The organism is Arthrobacter sp. 05T410, assembly GCF_056396505.1.
Genome location: NZ_JBFTLP010000005.1, coordinates 198,328 through 213,748 on the forward strand (window position 1 = coordinate 198,328; position 15,421 = coordinate 213,748).

Here is a 15,421-nt window from a genome sequence, read left to right on the forward strand (position 1 = left end):
AGTGGTGGGCCAGCAACTCAGCGGCTGAGGCGGGACCGCGCCGTGGACGTCGCCTCGATCCGGATGCCGTCCGGCACCAGGAAGTTCACCACCGGCGGGTGGACGGCTGCACTCAACACCACGACGGCGGTGGCGCCGTCCGGGCTGCCCGTGGAGGGCGCCACGCTTAGTGCGCTGAAGCGGTCGAACGCGCCGTTGCGGCCCAGATAGTCGAGGGCGGCGCTGCGAACCCTCGCCCCGCTGAGGACGGCGGACGGTGTGCCGCCGGAGTTGCCCAGCTGGCCGAGGGTGAAACTGTCCGCGGCGGCCACCGAGGCACCGTCCGCGAGGGAGAGCAGCTTCTTGTGTTCGAGGTAGACGCTGGAGGCCGCCATCACGACGGTGGCGACCAGCAGGGCAATCAGCACGAAGCCGATGCTCAGCACCAGCACCTGCCCCTCCTGCGGGCGGGGCCCGGGCCGGCCCCTCACCGGAACCTGCCCACCAGCTGGGTTGCCGACGCGCTGAGCTGGCTCGCGTTCAGATGCAGTGCGTCGCTGAACGGCACAAACGGCAGGGGCACGGTGAGGCGGACGGTGACTGTCACCGCCGAGCCGGGAGCCAGGCAGTCGGCAGGTTCGCAGCGGGTGTCGACGGTGGCGTTTTCCGCCGGCTGGCCGTAATCGGCGAGCGCCAGCAGCACGGCTTGCTCTGCCGCTGCCCGGCCGCTGGCCGCGTCCGGCTGGGCCACGTAGACCTTGGCGGCCTGGTCGGCGGCGCCCACGACTGCGAACGAGCCGCCCTGGATCTGGCCCACGGTGATGATGAAGTACACCAGGGGCACCATCAGCAGCGCGGACAGGAAGACGAACTCGACCACGGCACTCCCCTGTTCCGGTGAGGCGCCGTGCTCCGGCCGTTCACCGCTGGATGGCCGCATGGCCCTTCACCTCCAAGAGCGCCCGGGGACCGATGAAGCCGATGACCGGCAGGGGTGCCCGGACGGTCACCTCGAGTGTGCGGATGCCCTGGAACGTCGATTCGCTTGTCCCCACGTCCCGCGCGAAATCCGGGTTGAGCGCCGCGGTGATCAGCTGGACAGTCCGTTCCTTGGCGTCCCCGTCGTTGCGGTCGGCCAACGTGCCGTATCTGGCGCCCGAGGCGGCGGCGTCGATCAGCGTATTCCGGACGTGAAGTACCAGGGTGAGCTGGACGATCGCGAGGAAGAGCAAGGTGAGCAACGCACCGATCAGCACGAAGTCCACCACTGCAGCGCCCCGCTCTACGCCCTTGCGGTTTTCCCCGCTTTCGATCTGGCGCCCGGTCCCCCCGCCCTGGGCTGCCATCGCCTACTGTCCGACCTTGTCCATGGCCTGGTTGAAGAGTCCCTCAAGCGCAGGACCGGCGAGGGCGAGCAGGGCGGCCACGAGGACTGCCGACATGAGGGTGATCATGACCCAGCCGGGGACGTCCCCGCGCTGGGGATGGGCGGTTCCCACGTCAGAGTGGTCCCCCGCCCGCGCTTGCGACGGAGCAGACCACCAGGTCAACATGCTGAGCGCGCAGGCCGCCAATGCCGCCCGGGTTCCGAAGTTCTTCACCGTGTCCTCTTTCCTGGTTCTCTGGTTTTCTGTTTTCTGGTTTTCTTTTTTTCCGGAGTCCTGTTTTTGGATCTGATGGTTCGTGACGTGTCGCCGGCAGATCGTGCACCGTGTGCCCCAGGCTGGCCGGCCAGCTGCAGGGCGTCCTTCGTATCCTGTTCCCTCCTCGTATGACTTTTCTTGAGTCCTGCCCGGGCCGGCCGGTGGGCAGCCGCCGGCTGTCCGTCGTCGGCTGTCCGTCGTCGTCGTTCGCCAGGTTCCTAGAGTCCGAGACTGATGGCGGCCAGACCGGGGAAGACGGCGAAGAAGACCGTGAGCGGCAGGACGCCAAAGACAAGCGGCACCATCATGCCGATTTCCTTCTTGCCGGCGGACTCCATGAGCTCCCTCTTGGCTGTGTCCCGGACATCCTGTGCCTGCGCCCGGAGGACGTCGGCGAGGGGTGTTCCACGTTCGACGGCCACGATCATCCCGTCCACGAAACGGAGCAGCGGCCCTTGATCCGTCCTGGACGAGAACTCGTGGAGGGCTTCCACGAGGGGCTTGCCGGACCGGGTCTCGGCGAGGACACGGCCGAATTCCTGCGAGAGCTCACCCCGCGCGCTGCGGCAGACCCTGTCCAGGGCACCGGTGGCACTTTCGCCGGCGCTGACGGCCAGGGCCATGAGTTCGGCGATGCTCGGAAACTCCGCCATCATCCGCGTCTCCCGTTTCTTGATGTGCGCGCCCAACAGGTAGTCCCGGAGCAGGAACCCGCCGACGGCGCTGCCCACGACGGCCACGACGGCGACGAACGGGCTGAAGCGGCCGATCGAACCGGCGAGCGCCACGACGCCGACGGCGAGGACGAATCCGCCGGCCGCCCAGAGGAGTTGCTCAGCCCGGAAGTCCACGGCTGTTTTGGCGCTGCCGGCGCGGGCGAGCCTGCGGTTTAACGCCGTCGCGCCAAGGTTGATCCGGCCCAGGGACCTGGCACCGTCCCGGAACGCCGGGCGGAGGATCCGTTCGAGCGGCCCAAACGGTGTGACGTTCCGCGGGGCGGTGCGCAAAAGCCGGGATTCGAGGCTGTGGGTTCTCAGCTGCGGTTCGATACGTTCGACGAACGTCGTTGGGCGCATGAAGGGGAGCCGGACGAGGAACAGCCACAGGCCCGCCCCGAGCATGGCCCCGCACACCGTGGCGCCGGCCATCAGGCCGGTCACCGGAGGACCCGCTGTTCTTCCGGCAGCGCCCCGATACGCAGCATGATGGCGTAGGACAGCAGGGAGACGGCAAGGCCGCCCAAAAGGACGGCAGCGCCGAGCGGGGTGTTGTACGCCATCACAGCCTCAGGACGGCTGGCCAGCAACACCAGGACAATCCAGGGCGCAGCGACGGCCAGGCGTGCGGCGTTGACGGTCCAGGATTGCCTTGCCTCCAGCTCACTCCGGGTCCTGGCACTTTCCCGCAGGAACTCCGCGAGGGTTCCCAGCAGCCTCCCGAGGTCCGAACCGCCCACCTCCCGGGTGAGCCGGAGGGCCTCGACGATCCGGTCCGCCACGGGATCGGCCAGACGGTCCTTGAGCCGGGTGAGTGAGGGATCGAATTGGCCTCCCGACCGGTAGTCGGAGCCAAAGTCCACAAACACGTGGCGAAGCTCCACGGGGCCCTTGTCGCCCAGCTGGATAAGGGCCTCCGGCAGCGACAGGCCGGCCCTGATGGCTGAGCGCAAATGGTCAACGACGTCGGGCCAGAGCTGGCGGAGGACAGCCGTGCGCTTTCTGGCACGCCACCGGACCATCGCCATCGGCAGCCAGCCGCCGAACAGGCCAAAACATGCCGAGATCGGCCAAGACCCGGTAACTGCGAAGAACGCGAGCGTTGTGAAGGCCCCGAGTCCAAGGCACGAGGCGAGCAGCCCTGCCGCGCTGACCTTTTCGATGCCCGCCGACCGCAGGAGGTCCTCAAGCCGGCTGGTCCGGGGCCCGCGCCGCACGCTCTCAGGCGTCTCCCATGCGGACCACCAGATCAGCAGGAGGCCGGCGCCGCCCACCATCCCGACCAGCGGCGCCATCACCGCTGCTCCAGCAGCGCCGCGACGTCGTACCCGGAGCGGGCAAACTTTTCCGCGGCGGGCATGGAGTTGGCCTTGGGCAGAAGCTGCCCGTCCGACATCGTGAACACCATGGATGACTCGATGATCCCGTTTTCCACCCGGCGGCCCAGGGACAGGATCTCGGTGACCTGTCGGCGCCCGCTGGCGTGCCTGCTGCAATGGACCACCAGATCGATGCAGGACGCGACGGTGGGCACTACGAACGCGCTGGAGATGTTGTCGCCGGCGAGCAGCGGCAGCGTGCAGATTTTTGTCACGGCATCATGGGCGGAGTTCGCATGCACGGTGCACATCCCGGGAAGCCCGGAATTCAAAGCGATGAGCATGTCCAGGCTCTCGGCCTCCCGGACTTCCCCGACCACCAGCCGGTCCGGCCGCATGCGCAGGGCCTCCTTGACCAGGCGGCGCAGCGGAATCTCCCCCTGCCCCTCCAGGTTCGGCTGACGGCACTGAAGACCGACGACGTCGCGGAGCGGCAGCTGCAGTTCAAAGATTTCCTCCACCGTGATGACCCGTTCGCGGGTGCCGATGCTGGCGGCGAGGCAGTTGAGCATAGTGGTTTTGCCCGCCTGCGTGGCGCCCGAGACCAGGATGTTGAGGCCGCTGGCGACGGCCGCGCCGAGGAACCTGGCCGCCTGCGGGGTGAGCGTTCCCAGCTCCACCAGGTGCTCGAGCCGGCTGGCTTTGACGACGAACTTGCGGATGTTGATGGCCCAGTGACGCCGGGTGACGTCCGGGATCACGACGTGCAGCCTGGAGCCGTCCGGGAGCGCCGCATCCACGAACGGCGAGGACATGTCCAGGCGCCGGCCTGAGCTCTTCAGCATCCGTTCCACAAGGTCCCGGACCTGCTGGTCCGTCAGCGAAACGGAGGTCAGTTCCGATTCGCCGTTGCGCGCCACGTAGATTTCATTCGGCGCGTTGAGCCAGATTTCCTCGATGCCCGGATCGTCCAGGAGCGGCTGGAGCGCACCAAAGCCCGCCACAGCGTCGAAGACGAATCTCCGGGCTGACTCCAACGGGCCCAGCGGGGGCAGCGGCGCCAGGAGGGCCCGTTCGTCGTAGTCGCTGACAGCCGCTTCGACCAGGCGCCGGACTTCGCCGGACTCCCGCAGGGGGTCAAGGCCCCGCCGGCGGATCAGCTCACGGACCTCGTCCTCAACAATGCGTACAGCCTCCACCTGGACCCCCATATGACTGCCGCCCCTGTGCCGGCGCGATGGGGTTAAAACTAGGGGCGGGCAACCGGCCCGGCAAGGGGTGCCGTGGGTGCATGTGGATAACCGCCTGGTTTCAACATGACAACTTTCACTTTGGTAACACTTGAATCACTGGTCTCAGATGTCGGCCGATGTTAGGGTGAGCGCGTTAAGTCAGACATTCTCTCAGCCCGGCCAGCTCTCTTCGTAGCCCCTCGGGCGCGAGACCGTGTGGCGCGGCTCCCACAGCGTGCCATTGCCCCGGAGCGGAACATGAAGCGCACCCTATATCCCCCCACCAGCCACCGATGCCGTCGGGCAGGGGCCATTCTCCTCGCCGCCACCCTGCTGGCCATCACCGGCGTTCCGTCGCCGGCAACCGCCGTCGAGCAGCCGGCCACGCCCCCGGCGTCTGCCACGCCGTCTGCCAGCCCGTCGCCGACGGTCACGAGCACCGCGGCGGCGCCATCCGCAACGGCCCGCCCGGCCGCCCCGGCACCGACCCCAACGCAGGCCCCGTCACCGGCACCGACCACAACGCAGGCAGCCGCACAGTCCGCGGCGGCGCCGGGCGGCGTCAAGGACCGGGCGGCCATGGCCGCGGCGGTCGGCCCCGGTGGCGCCGAGATGGGCCAGCGCTCCGCCCGGGTCAACGCTCCGTCACCACTTCTGAAGGCGACCACCGAGTCCGCCGCCATTGAATCGCTCACCACGCAGGGCACGTGGTCGCCGTCGTACGGGGTCAAAGGCCTGGACGTCAGCGGCCACCAGACCAGCGTGAACTGGCAAAGCCAGTGGAACATGGGGGCCCGCTTCGCCTACGTCAAGGCCAGCGAAGGCAACTACTTCACCAATGATTCCTTCGGCGCCCAGTACGACGGCGCCCGCAGCGTCGGGATGATCCGGGGCGCCTACCACTTCGCGATCCCGAACTGGTCATCGGGAGCCGACCAGGCACGCTTCTTCGTCCAGAACGGCGGCGGCTGGAGTGCCGACGGCCGGACCATGCCCCCGGTCCTCGACTTCGAATTCAACCCCTACGCCGGCCGCACCATCAACGGCTTCTACTTCGGCAACACCTGCTACGGCATGTCCCCCTCGCAGCTGACGTCATGGGTGCGCGACTTCGGGAACACCATGCGGGCCCTCACGGGCCGCCTTCCCGTCATCTACACCAACACGTCGTGGTGGAACCAGTGCACGGCCAACGCGGCGGGTTTCGGCGACTACCCGCTGTGGGTCGCGTCCTACCCGCTCTCCGCCACGGACAACGCCGGGCCCGTCCCCTCCAGCTGGAGCGTTTTCAGCATGTGGCAATACAGCAGCACCGGGCCGTTCGTGGGTGACTCCAATATCTGGAACGGCGACTATGCCTCACTCCAGCGCTTCGCCGGGACGCCGCTGCCCACCGGGTCCTTCGACGACCTCTCCGTAACCCGCGACGGCGCCGCGGTCTCCCTGCGCGCCCGGGGCTGGTCGGCAGACCTGGCCAGAACATCGTCCTCGATCCAGACCCACATTTACGTGACTGATCCGTCCGGGACCACCAAGGGCTATGCCTGGCAGGCCAACCAGCCCCGGCCCGATGTTGACCAGGCCCTCGGTTACGGTCCGTTGCACGGCTTCGACGGCACGGTCCGGATCACGGCTTCGGGCACGTACAAGGTCTGTGCCTACGCCATCGGGTCCTTCGGCAACACACTCCTGGACTGCAAGTCGCTCCGGGCCACCGGGGTGGAGGCACCGACGGGGTCCTTCGACAGCTTCGGCCAGGTCCGCACGGCCGACAAGGTCACGCTGCAGCTCAAGGGCTGGGCAGCCGACCTCGCCAACCCCTCGGCTTCCAGCTACGCCGACGCCTACGTCACCGACCCGGCCGGGAAAACCACAGGGTACCGGATGAGCGCCAACGTCGCCCGGAAGGATGTCGCGGACGCGACCGGCCTGGGGCTGGCCCATGGCTTCGACTACCAGGTCAAAGCCACCGTTCCGGGATCGTACCGTGCGTGCGTCTACGGGATCGGGCGAAACGCCAACGTGCTGCTGTCCTGCAAGACCACAAACGTCGAGGCCAACCCCGCACCCTTCGGCTCCTACGATTCGGTGTCCCTCACCCAGGCGCCCAACGCCGCGAACTTCCAGGTGAGCGGATGGGCACTGGATCCGGTGCAGCCAGGCAAGAGCGTGCCCGTGCACGTCTACGTCCAGTCGCCCAACGGAACCAATCCCGGCTACGCCTTCACCGCGAACCGCCCGCGTCCGGACGTCAACGCCGCGCTGCAGACGGTCGGTGACCACGGTTTCCAGGTCTCGGTCCCGCTAACCCGTGCCGGGAAGTACACCGTGTGCGCCTATGCCATCGGCATCGCCCCGCTCACGGCCGGCAACACCCTGCTGGGCTGCAAGTCCATCAGCGCGGCCCCGACCCCCGCCACCATGGGTTACCTGGATGCGGCCTCGATCCAGGTCGCCAGCGGCAAAGCCTCCATCAAGGCATCCGGCTGGACCCTGGATCCGTCCTTCCCGGCCTCATCGATCCCGGACCACGTCTACGTGACCTCGCCTGACGGCATCCGGAAGGGGTACGCCTTCATGGCCGACCAGAAGCGCCCGGACGTCAACCGGGCCCTCGACACGGTCGGAAACCACGGCTTCACGTCATCGGTCCCCATCACCCAGCGCGGCCAGTACCGGGTGTGCGCCTACGGCGTCGCGGTCTCGATGCTGAGCCTGAACAACTCCCTGCTGGGGTGCCAAACGCTCACCTATTAGCGGTCCTGGCTGACGCCGCACCACGCACAACGCAGACCGGCCCCCGCACATGCGGGGGCCGGTCTGCGTTGTGGTGCCTGGGGCTGACCGTTGAAGACCGTTAAATCAGGAACCGAGGTAGTCGCTCAGCCGCTCCGCCGCGGAAGGAACGGTGAACCCGGTCGCCTTGATCTTGTCCAGGTTCAGGGCGCTGTTCAGCGGCCGCGGCGAGACGGCCTTGCCCTTGAAGTACTCCTCGGTGCTCACACCGGTCACGGCCTCCCGCGGCTTGCCGGAGAGTTCGTAGACGTCCGCGGCGATATCCGCCCAGGACTGCTGCTCGCCGTCGTTGCTGAGGTTGTAGACACCGTACCCGGCGCCCGATTCCAGCAGGTGCCGGATGCCGGCGGCGATGTCTTCGGTGAAGCTCAGCCGCCCGATCTGGTCATCGACCACCGACGGTTCGATGCCGCGCTCGGCCAGCGAGGCCATGGTGCGGACAAAGTTGTTGCCCTCACCGATCACCCAGCTGGTGCGCACAATGTAGTGCCGGGGCACCACACTGACGACGGCGTCGCCCGCGGCTTTGGTCTGGCCGTAGACGCCCAGCGGCGCCACCGGCTCCGATTCGTCGTGCGTGGCGCGCGTGCCGTCGAAGACATAGTCCGAGGACACGTGCACCAGGGTGAGGTCGTGTTCGACGGCGGTGCGGGCCAGGCGCGCCACGGCCGTGACGTTGACTGCCCAGGCGGCCGCGCGGCCCTCGGCCGACTCGGCGGCATCCACGGCGGTGTAGGCCGCGGCGTTGATGATCGTGGAGTAGTTCTTCCAGTTCCGTCCGGCGAAGGCGTCCTCGCTGCCGAGGTCAAAATCGTCCCGGCCGGCAAACTCAACGGACGGGTCGCCGTCGTACTGCCGGCGCAGCGCCTTGCCGAGCTGGCCGTTGGCGCCGACCACGAGGACCTTCTTCGGCGGCATCGGCGTGACGTCCGCCAGGCGCGGGTGCGCCTTGTCCTTGTCCGAAAGCTCGGCCTGGCCCAGCGGCACCGGCCAGCTGATGGCCGCGGTCTCGTCGGCGAGGTTCAGGAACGTGTACTGGCCCTGGGCGTCGGCGGACCAGTGGTCGTTGACGAGGTAGGTGTAGGCGGTGTTGTCCTCCAGCGTCTGGAAGGCGTTCCCGACCCCGCGGGGAATGAAGATGGCCTGGCTGGGGTCCATCTCGGCGGTGAACACGGCGCCGAAGGTCGGGCCTTCGCGCAGGTCCACCCAGGCGCCGAAAATCCTGCCGGTGGCCACGGAGATGAACTTGTCCCACGGCTCGGCATGGATGCCGCGGGTAGTGCCGGCGGATTCGTTGAACGAGATGTTGTTCTGCACCGGACGGAAGTCGGGCAGGCCAAGCGCCACCATCTTTTCCCGCTGCCAGTTCTCCTTGAACCAGCCCCGGTTGTCACCGTGGACCGGAAGGTCGTAGAGGACGACGCCGGGGATCGGGGTTTCGTGCGCTGTGAGCTTTTTCGAGAACTCGATCGACATAATCTACTGGCCTTGTTCCTTGTACTTCGCTTCCGTGGCGGCCTTCTGGGGCCGCCACCAGTCCTCGTTGTTCCGGTACCAGGCGATGGTGTCTTCGATGCCGGCCTCGAAGTTGGAGAACTGCGGCTTCCAGCCGAGTTCCTCGCGCAGCTTGGAGGAGTCGATGGCGTACCGCATGTCGTGGCCGGGCCGGTCCACCACGTGCTCGTACGCGTCCGGCGCCTGGCCCATGTGCTTGAGGATCAGTTCGACGACGTCCTTGTTGTTCTTCTCGCCGTCGGCGCCGATCAGGTAGGTCTCCCCGATCCGGCCCCCGGCGATGATCGCCAGGACGGCGGACGAGTGGTCGTTGGCGTGGATCCAGTCACGGACGTTCTCGCCCTTGCCGTACAGCTTGGGACGGATGCCGTCGATCACGTTGGTGATCTGGCGCGGGATGAACTTCTCCACATGCTGGTACGGACCGTAGTTGTTGGAGCAGTTGCTGATGGTTGCCTGCAGGCCGAAGGACCGCACCCAGGCGCGGACCAGCAGATCCGAGCCCGCTTTGGTGGAGGAATACGGGCTGGAGGGGTTGTAGGGCGTGCTCTCGGTGAACCGCTCCGGGTCATCGAGCTCGAGATCGCCGTAGACCTCGTCGGTGGAAATGTGGTGGAAGCGCTTGTTGTGCTTCCGCGCGGCCTCGATCAGGGTGTAGGTCCCGATGATGTTGGTGTCCAGGAACGGGCGCGGATCGTGCAGCGAGTTGTCGTTGTGGGATTCCGCGGCGTAGTGCACCACGACGTCGGACCCGGCAACCAGGCGCTCCACCACGGCGGCGTCGCAGATGTCGCCCTGCACCAGCGTGAACCGGTCTGCAGGCAGGCCCGCCAGCGACTCCACATTGCCCGCGTAGGTGAGCTTGTCGAGGACCGTGACGTGGTGGTCGGTGTTCTCCAGTACGTAGTGGACGAAATTGGAGCCGATGAAGCCGGCGCCGCCGGTGACGAGAAGTTTCTGCATGAGGCCAGCTTACCGAAAGGCCGTCGCCGGCTCAGACCCGCCGGCGGGTCCTCCGGAGGGCTTCGACCATAAGCCGGACCAGCATCACGCGGGCCACGACGATCTTGGGCAGCGACCGCAGGCCGGCAGGCGTCTGGTTCGATTCGTGGATCCGGCGGTAAATGGTCGACTCGTCAAGGTGGGTTATCGATCCGGCGACATTGCCGCAGATGGCCAGCCAGAGATCGTGTGATTCCCGGACGTAAGCGGGAATCGGGGTGAAGTAGCGGTCAGCCTCCCGGCGGAAGGCCATGCCGCAGCCGTAGTACGCCCGGTACCCGATCAGGATGGCGAACAAGTTTGCCACGTGCCGCCGCGAGTCCACGGACTTCAGCCGCGGAATCCAGGGCCGGCTCCCGCCGCCCAGCATGTCGAAATTGCTGGCGACCACCATAGAACCGGACAAGGCAGCGAGCATCAGCTCCAGCCGGCCCGGAATCCAGACATCGTCCTGGTCGGACAGGAACACGTACTCCCCCCGGCTCAGCCGGATCGCTTCCTCGAAGCTGCGCACGTACCCCCGGTTGACAGGCGAGCGGACGAGGCGGATCCGCGGATCATCGATCCCCTCCACGATCGCGGCAGTCTCGTCGGGGGACGCATCATCGACCACGACGAGCTCGTCGTCGGGACCCAACTCGGCGAGGATGGACGCTATCTGCTCCCGGACAAAGGCCGCACCCTTGTAGGTGGCCATGCACACGCTGGCCCTGATCTTCGGCACGCCGGGGCCATTCTCGTCGTTCATGCGAACCACTCTAGGCGACTCCCGGGCCAGGGGCCGGAGCGGGGCAATCGCGTATCATCGTTAGGTCAAGCCCCCCCCAGCACGAGGACCGTACCGCATGAGACCCGTTCTGTTCAGGCTTGCAGGCTTCACCCTGTTGCCGCTGCTGGCGCTGGTCCTGCCGTTCCTGCTCCTCCCGGTCGTTTCGCGCGTCGTGGGGGCCGCCGGCTGGTCCAGCATCACCTCCGGCCAGGCCATTGGCATCTTTGCGTCGACCATCATTCTCTGGAGCTGGAACATCTCCGGCCCGGTCGAGATTGCCCGGGCCGGCGCCTTCCCGCTGCGGGCGGCACTTTATTCCAGGAGCGTCCGTTCGCGGATCCTGCTCGCGGTCGTCGTGCTGCCCGTCATGAGCGTGATCGTCGCGCTCGTGGCCCGGGAGGGTTTCCGCCTCGATGCCATCACCATGGCCTGGGCCACGGCGCTAACCGGTTTCTCACCCGCGTGGTACGGCATCGGCACCGGCCAGCCCCGGATCCTCGCCGTCTACGACACCCTCCCCCGCTTCTTCGCGGCCATCATCAGCGCCCCGGTCATCCTGCTCACCGGACAAGTCTGGACCTACGGGCTGGTCTCGGCCCTTACGACGCTCGTGGCATTGATCGCATTCCACCGCCGGTTCGGCGAACCCCGGACCTGGCTGCCCCGGAACCCGCGGAACGTCGTGCGGGAGATCCTGCCCACCGCGGGCACGGCCGGCATCAACTTCACGGGAAGCGCCTACGGCTCGTCCCCGGTTCCGATCGCCACCGCGACGGTGCCGTCGGCCGCTGCCACGGCCGGTTTCGCCTCGGCGGACGCCATCTACCGCCTGGGGCTCTTCACGATCGTGGCGCTCGGCAACACGTTCCAGGGCTGGACCCTGGAGCACGATGCCGCGGACCCGCGCCGCCGCCACTTCGCGGCCATGGCCTCCCACGCGGCCCTGGGGCTCGCGGGCGGGATCTTCCTCACACTGTTCGGCCCGTGGGTCTCCGGCGTGATGTTCGGCGAAGCTGTCCGCGCGGACACCCTGACCTGCCTGTTCTACGGGGTGTCCTTCTTCTTCATCTCCTCATCGACGCCCCTGATCCGGAATGTGCTGATCCCCGCCCAGCGCCAGAAGTCGGTGCTGATGTGGACCGCGGTTTCCGCCGTCGTCGGCGTGCTGCTCATGGTGGCGGCCGGGCTGGCGGCCAACGTTCCCGGCATCGCCCTGGGCATGGCAGTGAGCGAGGCCCTCCTGTTCCTGGGCCTGCTGCGCCCTTCCCTCCGGATCCTGCCAGCGGGCGCCCGCGGCCGGGGCCGGAAGGTAGGATCAGCAGCGTGATCGCCGGATGCCCGCGGCCGGTCGCCGCCGTCAACGCTGCATTCCCCCGGGTGATCACGAATCCCGAGCCGGATGCCGCCCACTCCGTCAGCCGCCTCCGGGCCGTTGATATATTGGAGAACTATGAAAATTCTTGACTCGACCCGTGTGCTGGTCATAATGCCGGCGTGGAACGAAGCCGAGTCCGTGGGGAATACCGTCCGGGAAGTGCTCAGCGTCGGCCGGCCCTACGATGTCCTGGTGGTCAATGATGGCTCTGCGGATGCCACCGCGACGGTCGCGAAAGACGCTGGCGCCACCGTCCTGACGCTGCCGTTCAACCTGGGCGTCGGCGGTGCCATGAGGGCCGGTTTCAAGTACGCCCAGCGCCTCGGTTACCAGCGCGTGATCCAGGTGGACGCCGACGGACAGCACGATCCCCGCAATATCCACGAGGTCCTGGCCGGCCTGGAGCACGCGGACATCTCCATCGGTGCCCGCTTTGCCGACCGCGGCGACTATTCGGTCAGCGGGCCCCGCAAGTGGGCCATGCAGCTCCTCGCCAAGGTCATCTCAGGACTGGCCAAGACCCGGCTCACGGACGTGACCAGCGGCTTCCGGGCCGCGAACGGGCGCGCCATCAACCAGTACCTGGACCACTACCCTGCGGAGTATCTGGGTGACACCATCGACTCCCTGGTGGTGGCGATCCGCTCCGGCTGCCGGGTCACCCAGGTCCCGGTGGAAATGCGCCCGCGCCAAGGGGGGACTCCCAGCCACAACCCCGTCAAGTCCGCCGTCTACCTCGGCCGGTCCGTCTTCGCCCTCATGTTCGCGCTGACCCGCAAGCGGTCCACCATTTCCGACCCCGCGCTGGCCGCCAAAGGAGCCGTCTAATGGGCAACTGGCCCGCCTTTTTCCTTGCCCTGGCGATCGTCGGCGTCGTCTTCGAGATGCTCCGCCGGAAGAAGCTTCGCGAGAAATACGCAGCCCTCTGGCTCTTCGTGGGCATCGGCACGCTGGTTCTGGCCGCGTTTCCGAGCCTGCTGACGATCGTGGCCGAACACGTCGGCGTCCAGCTGCCGTCCAATCTGCTGTTCATCATCAGCATCCTGCTGCTGCTCGGTGTCTGCCTGCACTTGTCCTGGGAGCTGTCCGTGGTCGAGGACGAGACCCGCACCCTCGCGGAGGAAGTGGCCATCCTCCGGACCATGGTCGAGGACATGTCCTCCCGGGACGGCGACGCTCCGGCGACGCCGACGACGAAGTAGGAGGCCCCGGTGGCACTGGACATCTTTATCCCCTACTGGGGCGACGTTAACTACATGAAACTGGCCGTCGACAGCGTCCTGGCCCAGACCAGCCCGGACTGGCGCCTGACGGTGGTTGACGACGCTTACCCGGGCGACGACGTCAGACGCTACGTCGAGGCCGCGGACGATCCCCGGATCACGTATATCCGCAAGGATAAGAACGAGGGCATCACCGAGAACTTCAGGAGCTGCGTCTCGCTGGCCAGCCAGGACGTCCTGGTGGTCATGGGATGCGACGACCTTCTGCTGCCGAACTTCGTGGACGTCGTGCTCCGCGCCCACGCCGAATTCCCCGACGCCTGGATTATCCAGCCCGGCGTCCAGATCATCGACGAGGACGGCAAACCCTCCGTTCCCCTGGCGGACATCGTCAAGCAGCGGCTGGTCAAACCGCGCGGCACCGGGTCCCGGCTCGTGGGCGGCGAGCGGCTGGCGGTCAGCCTCCTGCACGGCGACTGGCTCTACTGGCCGTCCCTGGCCTTCCGCCTCGACCGGATCCGGGACTACGACTTCCGTGACGGATTCCCCGTCATCCAGGATCTCGCCCTCGTCATGGACATGGTGCTTGGCGGGGCAGAGCTGCTGATCGTCCCGGATATCTGCTTCGAATACCGCCGGCACACTCACAGCGCGTCGTCCGCGAAACTCGTCGACGGGTCCCGCTTCGTCGGTGAGCGCGACTTCTTCGACCTGGCCGCGGCGCTGTGCACGGCAAAGGGCTGGCGCAAGGCGGCCCGCGCCGCCCGGCTGCGGCTCACGTCCCGTGCGCACGCACTCCTGATCCTCGCCGGCACGCTCCGGCAAAGTGCCTCCGGGACGCTCGGCATCCTCCTGCGGCATTCCTTCGGAAAGTGAGCGACCCCCACGTGACCGGCGAGTCCCCCGTCCCTGCCACCGGCGTCACCGGCGTCGTCACCGCGTTCCGGCCGACGGCGGCGCTGATCGGCAATGTCGAATCGCTGCGGGAGCAGGTGGACGCCGTCGTGGTGGTTGACGACGGCGGCGGTCCCGGCTTCGAGCCGGTCTTCGCCGCGCTGGCCGCGGCCGGCGCCGAAGTCGTGCGCCTCCCGGAGAACGCCGGCATCGGCGCCGCCTTAAACGCCGGCATCCGCACGGCACGCCGGCACGGCAACCCGGACTACATCCTGACCGTGGACCAGGACTCCCTGCTGCCCGCGGGTTATGTGCAGGCGCTGCGCCGTGCCGCCGCGGACGCCCGGGGCGCCGGCGTCGAGCCCGGCCTCATCTCCCCAATCAGAATCCACGGAAACCCGGTGCTGCGCGCCGGGACCCGGAACGGCGTCGCCCTGGGCCGGGAGCCGATCCAGTCGGGCCTCCTGATCCCGGCCGGCACGCTCGACGTCCTTGGCGGGTTCTGGGAAGAGCTCTTCATCGACCTGGTCGACACCGAGTACTATTACCGCGCACTCGCCGCGGGCCTGCCCACCGTCCTAGCGGCGGCGGAGTTCGACCACTCACTGGGAACGATGGTGGAGGCCAAGGTGTTTGGCCGGCCCGTCCCGGCGGGCGGCCGCCCGCTGCAGGTGCGCACCGCCGCGACCTGGCGCTACTACTACATCTTCAGGAACCGCCTGGTCACGGGCCGCCGGTATGCGGTCCGGTATCCCGCCTGGGTGGCCGGCGGGATGTGGGGCGATCTGCGGCACCTGCTGATCGTGACCCTGTTGGCGCCCGGCCGCACCGCCCGGCTCGGCTCGGCACTCCGCGGCACGGCCGACGGCCTCCGCGGTCGCACCGGGCGCCGTCATTCGGCCTGACACCACCGGGCACGCGGGCCAGCAGGGCCTCACGGGTTTGGCCGAGTGCAGAC

The 15,421-nt window shown here is 67.7% G+C and carries 16 protein-coding genes; 6 read left to right on the forward strand and 10 right to left on the reverse strand.

Annotation, left to right across the window (positions count from 1 at the left end):
• Positions 1 to 17: 17 nt before the first annotated feature.
• The 7 genes from AC1DFR_RS09685 to AC1DFR_RS09715 all read right to left on the reverse strand — a co-directional run bounded on the left by AC1DFR_RS09685 (position 18) and on the right by AC1DFR_RS09715 (position 4,856).
• Positions 18 to 431, reverse strand: a complete 414-nt coding sequence (locus tag AC1DFR_RS09685; RefSeq protein WP_476873196.1) for a pilus assembly protein TadG-related protein — start codon at positions 429 to 431, stop codon at positions 18 to 20.
• A 35-nt stretch (positions 432 to 466) separates the two neighbouring features.
• Positions 467 to 919: a hypothetical protein gene (locus AC1DFR_RS09690; RefSeq protein WP_476856707.1), complete on the reverse strand. Its 453-nt coding sequence runs from the start codon at positions 917 to 919 to the stop codon at positions 467 to 469.
• On the reverse strand, positions 900 to 1,325 hold the full coding sequence (locus AC1DFR_RS09695) for a TadE family protein (protein WP_476856706.1): 426 nt from the start codon (positions 1,323 to 1,325) through the stop codon (positions 900 to 902). Before AC1DFR_RS09695 ends, AC1DFR_RS09690 begins: the two co-directional genes overlap by 20 nt.
• Before the next feature lie 3 nt (positions 1,326 to 1,328).
• Positions 1,329 to 1,532, reverse strand: a complete 204-nt coding sequence (locus tag AC1DFR_RS09700) for a hypothetical protein (protein ID WP_476849007.1) — start codon at positions 1,530 to 1,532, stop codon at positions 1,329 to 1,331.
• A 308-nt stretch (positions 1,533 to 1,840) separates the two neighbouring features.
• The gene (locus tag AC1DFR_RS09705; RefSeq protein ID WP_476856704.1) at positions 1,841 to 2,782 is read right to left on the reverse strand and encodes a type II secretion system F family protein; all 942 of its coding nucleotides are present in this window, start codon (positions 2,780 to 2,782) and stop codon (positions 1,841 to 1,843) included.
• Positions 2,779 to 3,633 carry a type II secretion system F family protein gene (locus tag AC1DFR_RS09710; protein WP_476873197.1) on the reverse strand — a complete coding sequence of 285 codons (855 nt, stop codon included), beginning with the start codon at positions 3,631 to 3,633 and terminating at the stop codon, positions 2,779 to 2,781. The genes AC1DFR_RS09705 and AC1DFR_RS09710 overlap by 4 nt, the downstream gene beginning before the upstream one ends.
• Entirely contained in the window at positions 3,633 to 4,856 is a 1,224-nt protein-coding gene (locus AC1DFR_RS09715) for a TadA family conjugal transfer-associated ATPase (protein ID WP_026266742.1), read from the reverse strand. Before AC1DFR_RS09715 ends, AC1DFR_RS09710 begins: the two co-directional genes overlap by 1 nt.
• Positions 4,857 to 5,147: 291 nt before the next feature.
• Between AC1DFR_RS09715 and AC1DFR_RS09720 the strand changes: the two genes are divergently transcribed.
• A complete protein-coding gene (locus tag AC1DFR_RS09720; RefSeq protein ID WP_476873198.1) occupies positions 5,148 to 7,646 on the forward strand; it encodes a lysozyme in 2,499 nt (832 codons plus the stop codon).
• A 105-nt stretch (positions 7,647 to 7,751) separates the two neighbouring features.
• Here AC1DFR_RS09720 and AC1DFR_RS09725 read toward each other — a convergent pair whose 3' ends face one another.
• Genes AC1DFR_RS09725 through AC1DFR_RS09735 form a run of 3 tightly spaced genes read right to left on the reverse strand, consistent with a single transcriptional unit; the run spans position 7,752 to position 10,950 of the window.
• Positions 7,752 to 9,161, reverse strand: a complete 1,410-nt coding sequence (locus tag AC1DFR_RS09725; RefSeq protein WP_476873199.1) for a sugar nucleotide-binding protein — start codon at positions 9,159 to 9,161, stop codon at positions 7,752 to 7,754.
• Between the two features lie 3 nt (positions 9,162 to 9,164).
• Positions 9,165 to 10,163, reverse strand: a complete 999-nt coding sequence (gene rfbB, locus AC1DFR_RS09730; RefSeq protein ID WP_243181211.1) for a dTDP-glucose 4,6-dehydratase — start codon at positions 10,161 to 10,163, stop codon at positions 9,165 to 9,167.
• Between the two features lie 31 nt (positions 10,164 to 10,194).
• Complete coding sequence (locus AC1DFR_RS09735) at positions 10,195 to 10,950, reverse strand: glycosyltransferase family 2 protein (RefSeq protein ID WP_476873200.1); 756 nt, start codon at positions 10,948 to 10,950, stop codon at positions 10,195 to 10,197.
• A 97-nt stretch (positions 10,951 to 11,047) separates the two neighbouring features.
• Here AC1DFR_RS09735 and AC1DFR_RS09740 point away from each other — a divergent pair, with 97 nt between their 5' ends.
• From AC1DFR_RS09740 to AC1DFR_RS09760, 5 genes are all read left to right on the forward strand, one after another.
• Positions 11,048 to 12,298 (forward strand): polysaccharide biosynthesis protein, encoded by a 1,251-nt coding sequence (locus tag AC1DFR_RS09740; protein WP_476873201.1) that lies wholly within the window; start codon positions 11,048 to 11,050, stop codon positions 12,296 to 12,298.
• 123 nt (positions 12,299 to 12,421) lie between these two features.
• Positions 12,422 to 13,174 (forward strand): glycosyltransferase family 2 protein, encoded by a 753-nt coding sequence (locus AC1DFR_RS09745; RefSeq protein WP_476848800.1) that lies wholly within the window; start codon positions 12,422 to 12,424, stop codon positions 13,172 to 13,174.
• Positions 13,174 to 13,548: a DUF2304 domain-containing protein gene (locus AC1DFR_RS09750; RefSeq protein WP_476873202.1), complete on the forward strand. Its 375-nt coding sequence runs from the start codon at positions 13,174 to 13,176 to the stop codon at positions 13,546 to 13,548. The genes AC1DFR_RS09745 and AC1DFR_RS09750 overlap by 1 nt, the downstream gene beginning before the upstream one ends.
• Before the next feature lie 9 nt (positions 13,549 to 13,557).
• Positions 13,558 to 14,445: a glycosyltransferase gene (locus AC1DFR_RS09755; RefSeq protein WP_476873203.1), complete on the forward strand. Its 888-nt coding sequence runs from the start codon at positions 13,558 to 13,560 to the stop codon at positions 14,443 to 14,445.
• Positions 14,442 to 15,368: a glycosyltransferase gene (locus AC1DFR_RS09760; protein WP_476873204.1), complete on the forward strand. Its 927-nt coding sequence runs from the start codon at positions 14,442 to 14,444 to the stop codon at positions 15,366 to 15,368. The genes AC1DFR_RS09755 and AC1DFR_RS09760 overlap by 4 nt, the downstream gene beginning before the upstream one ends.
• Positions 15,369 to 15,421: the final 53 nt, after the last annotated feature.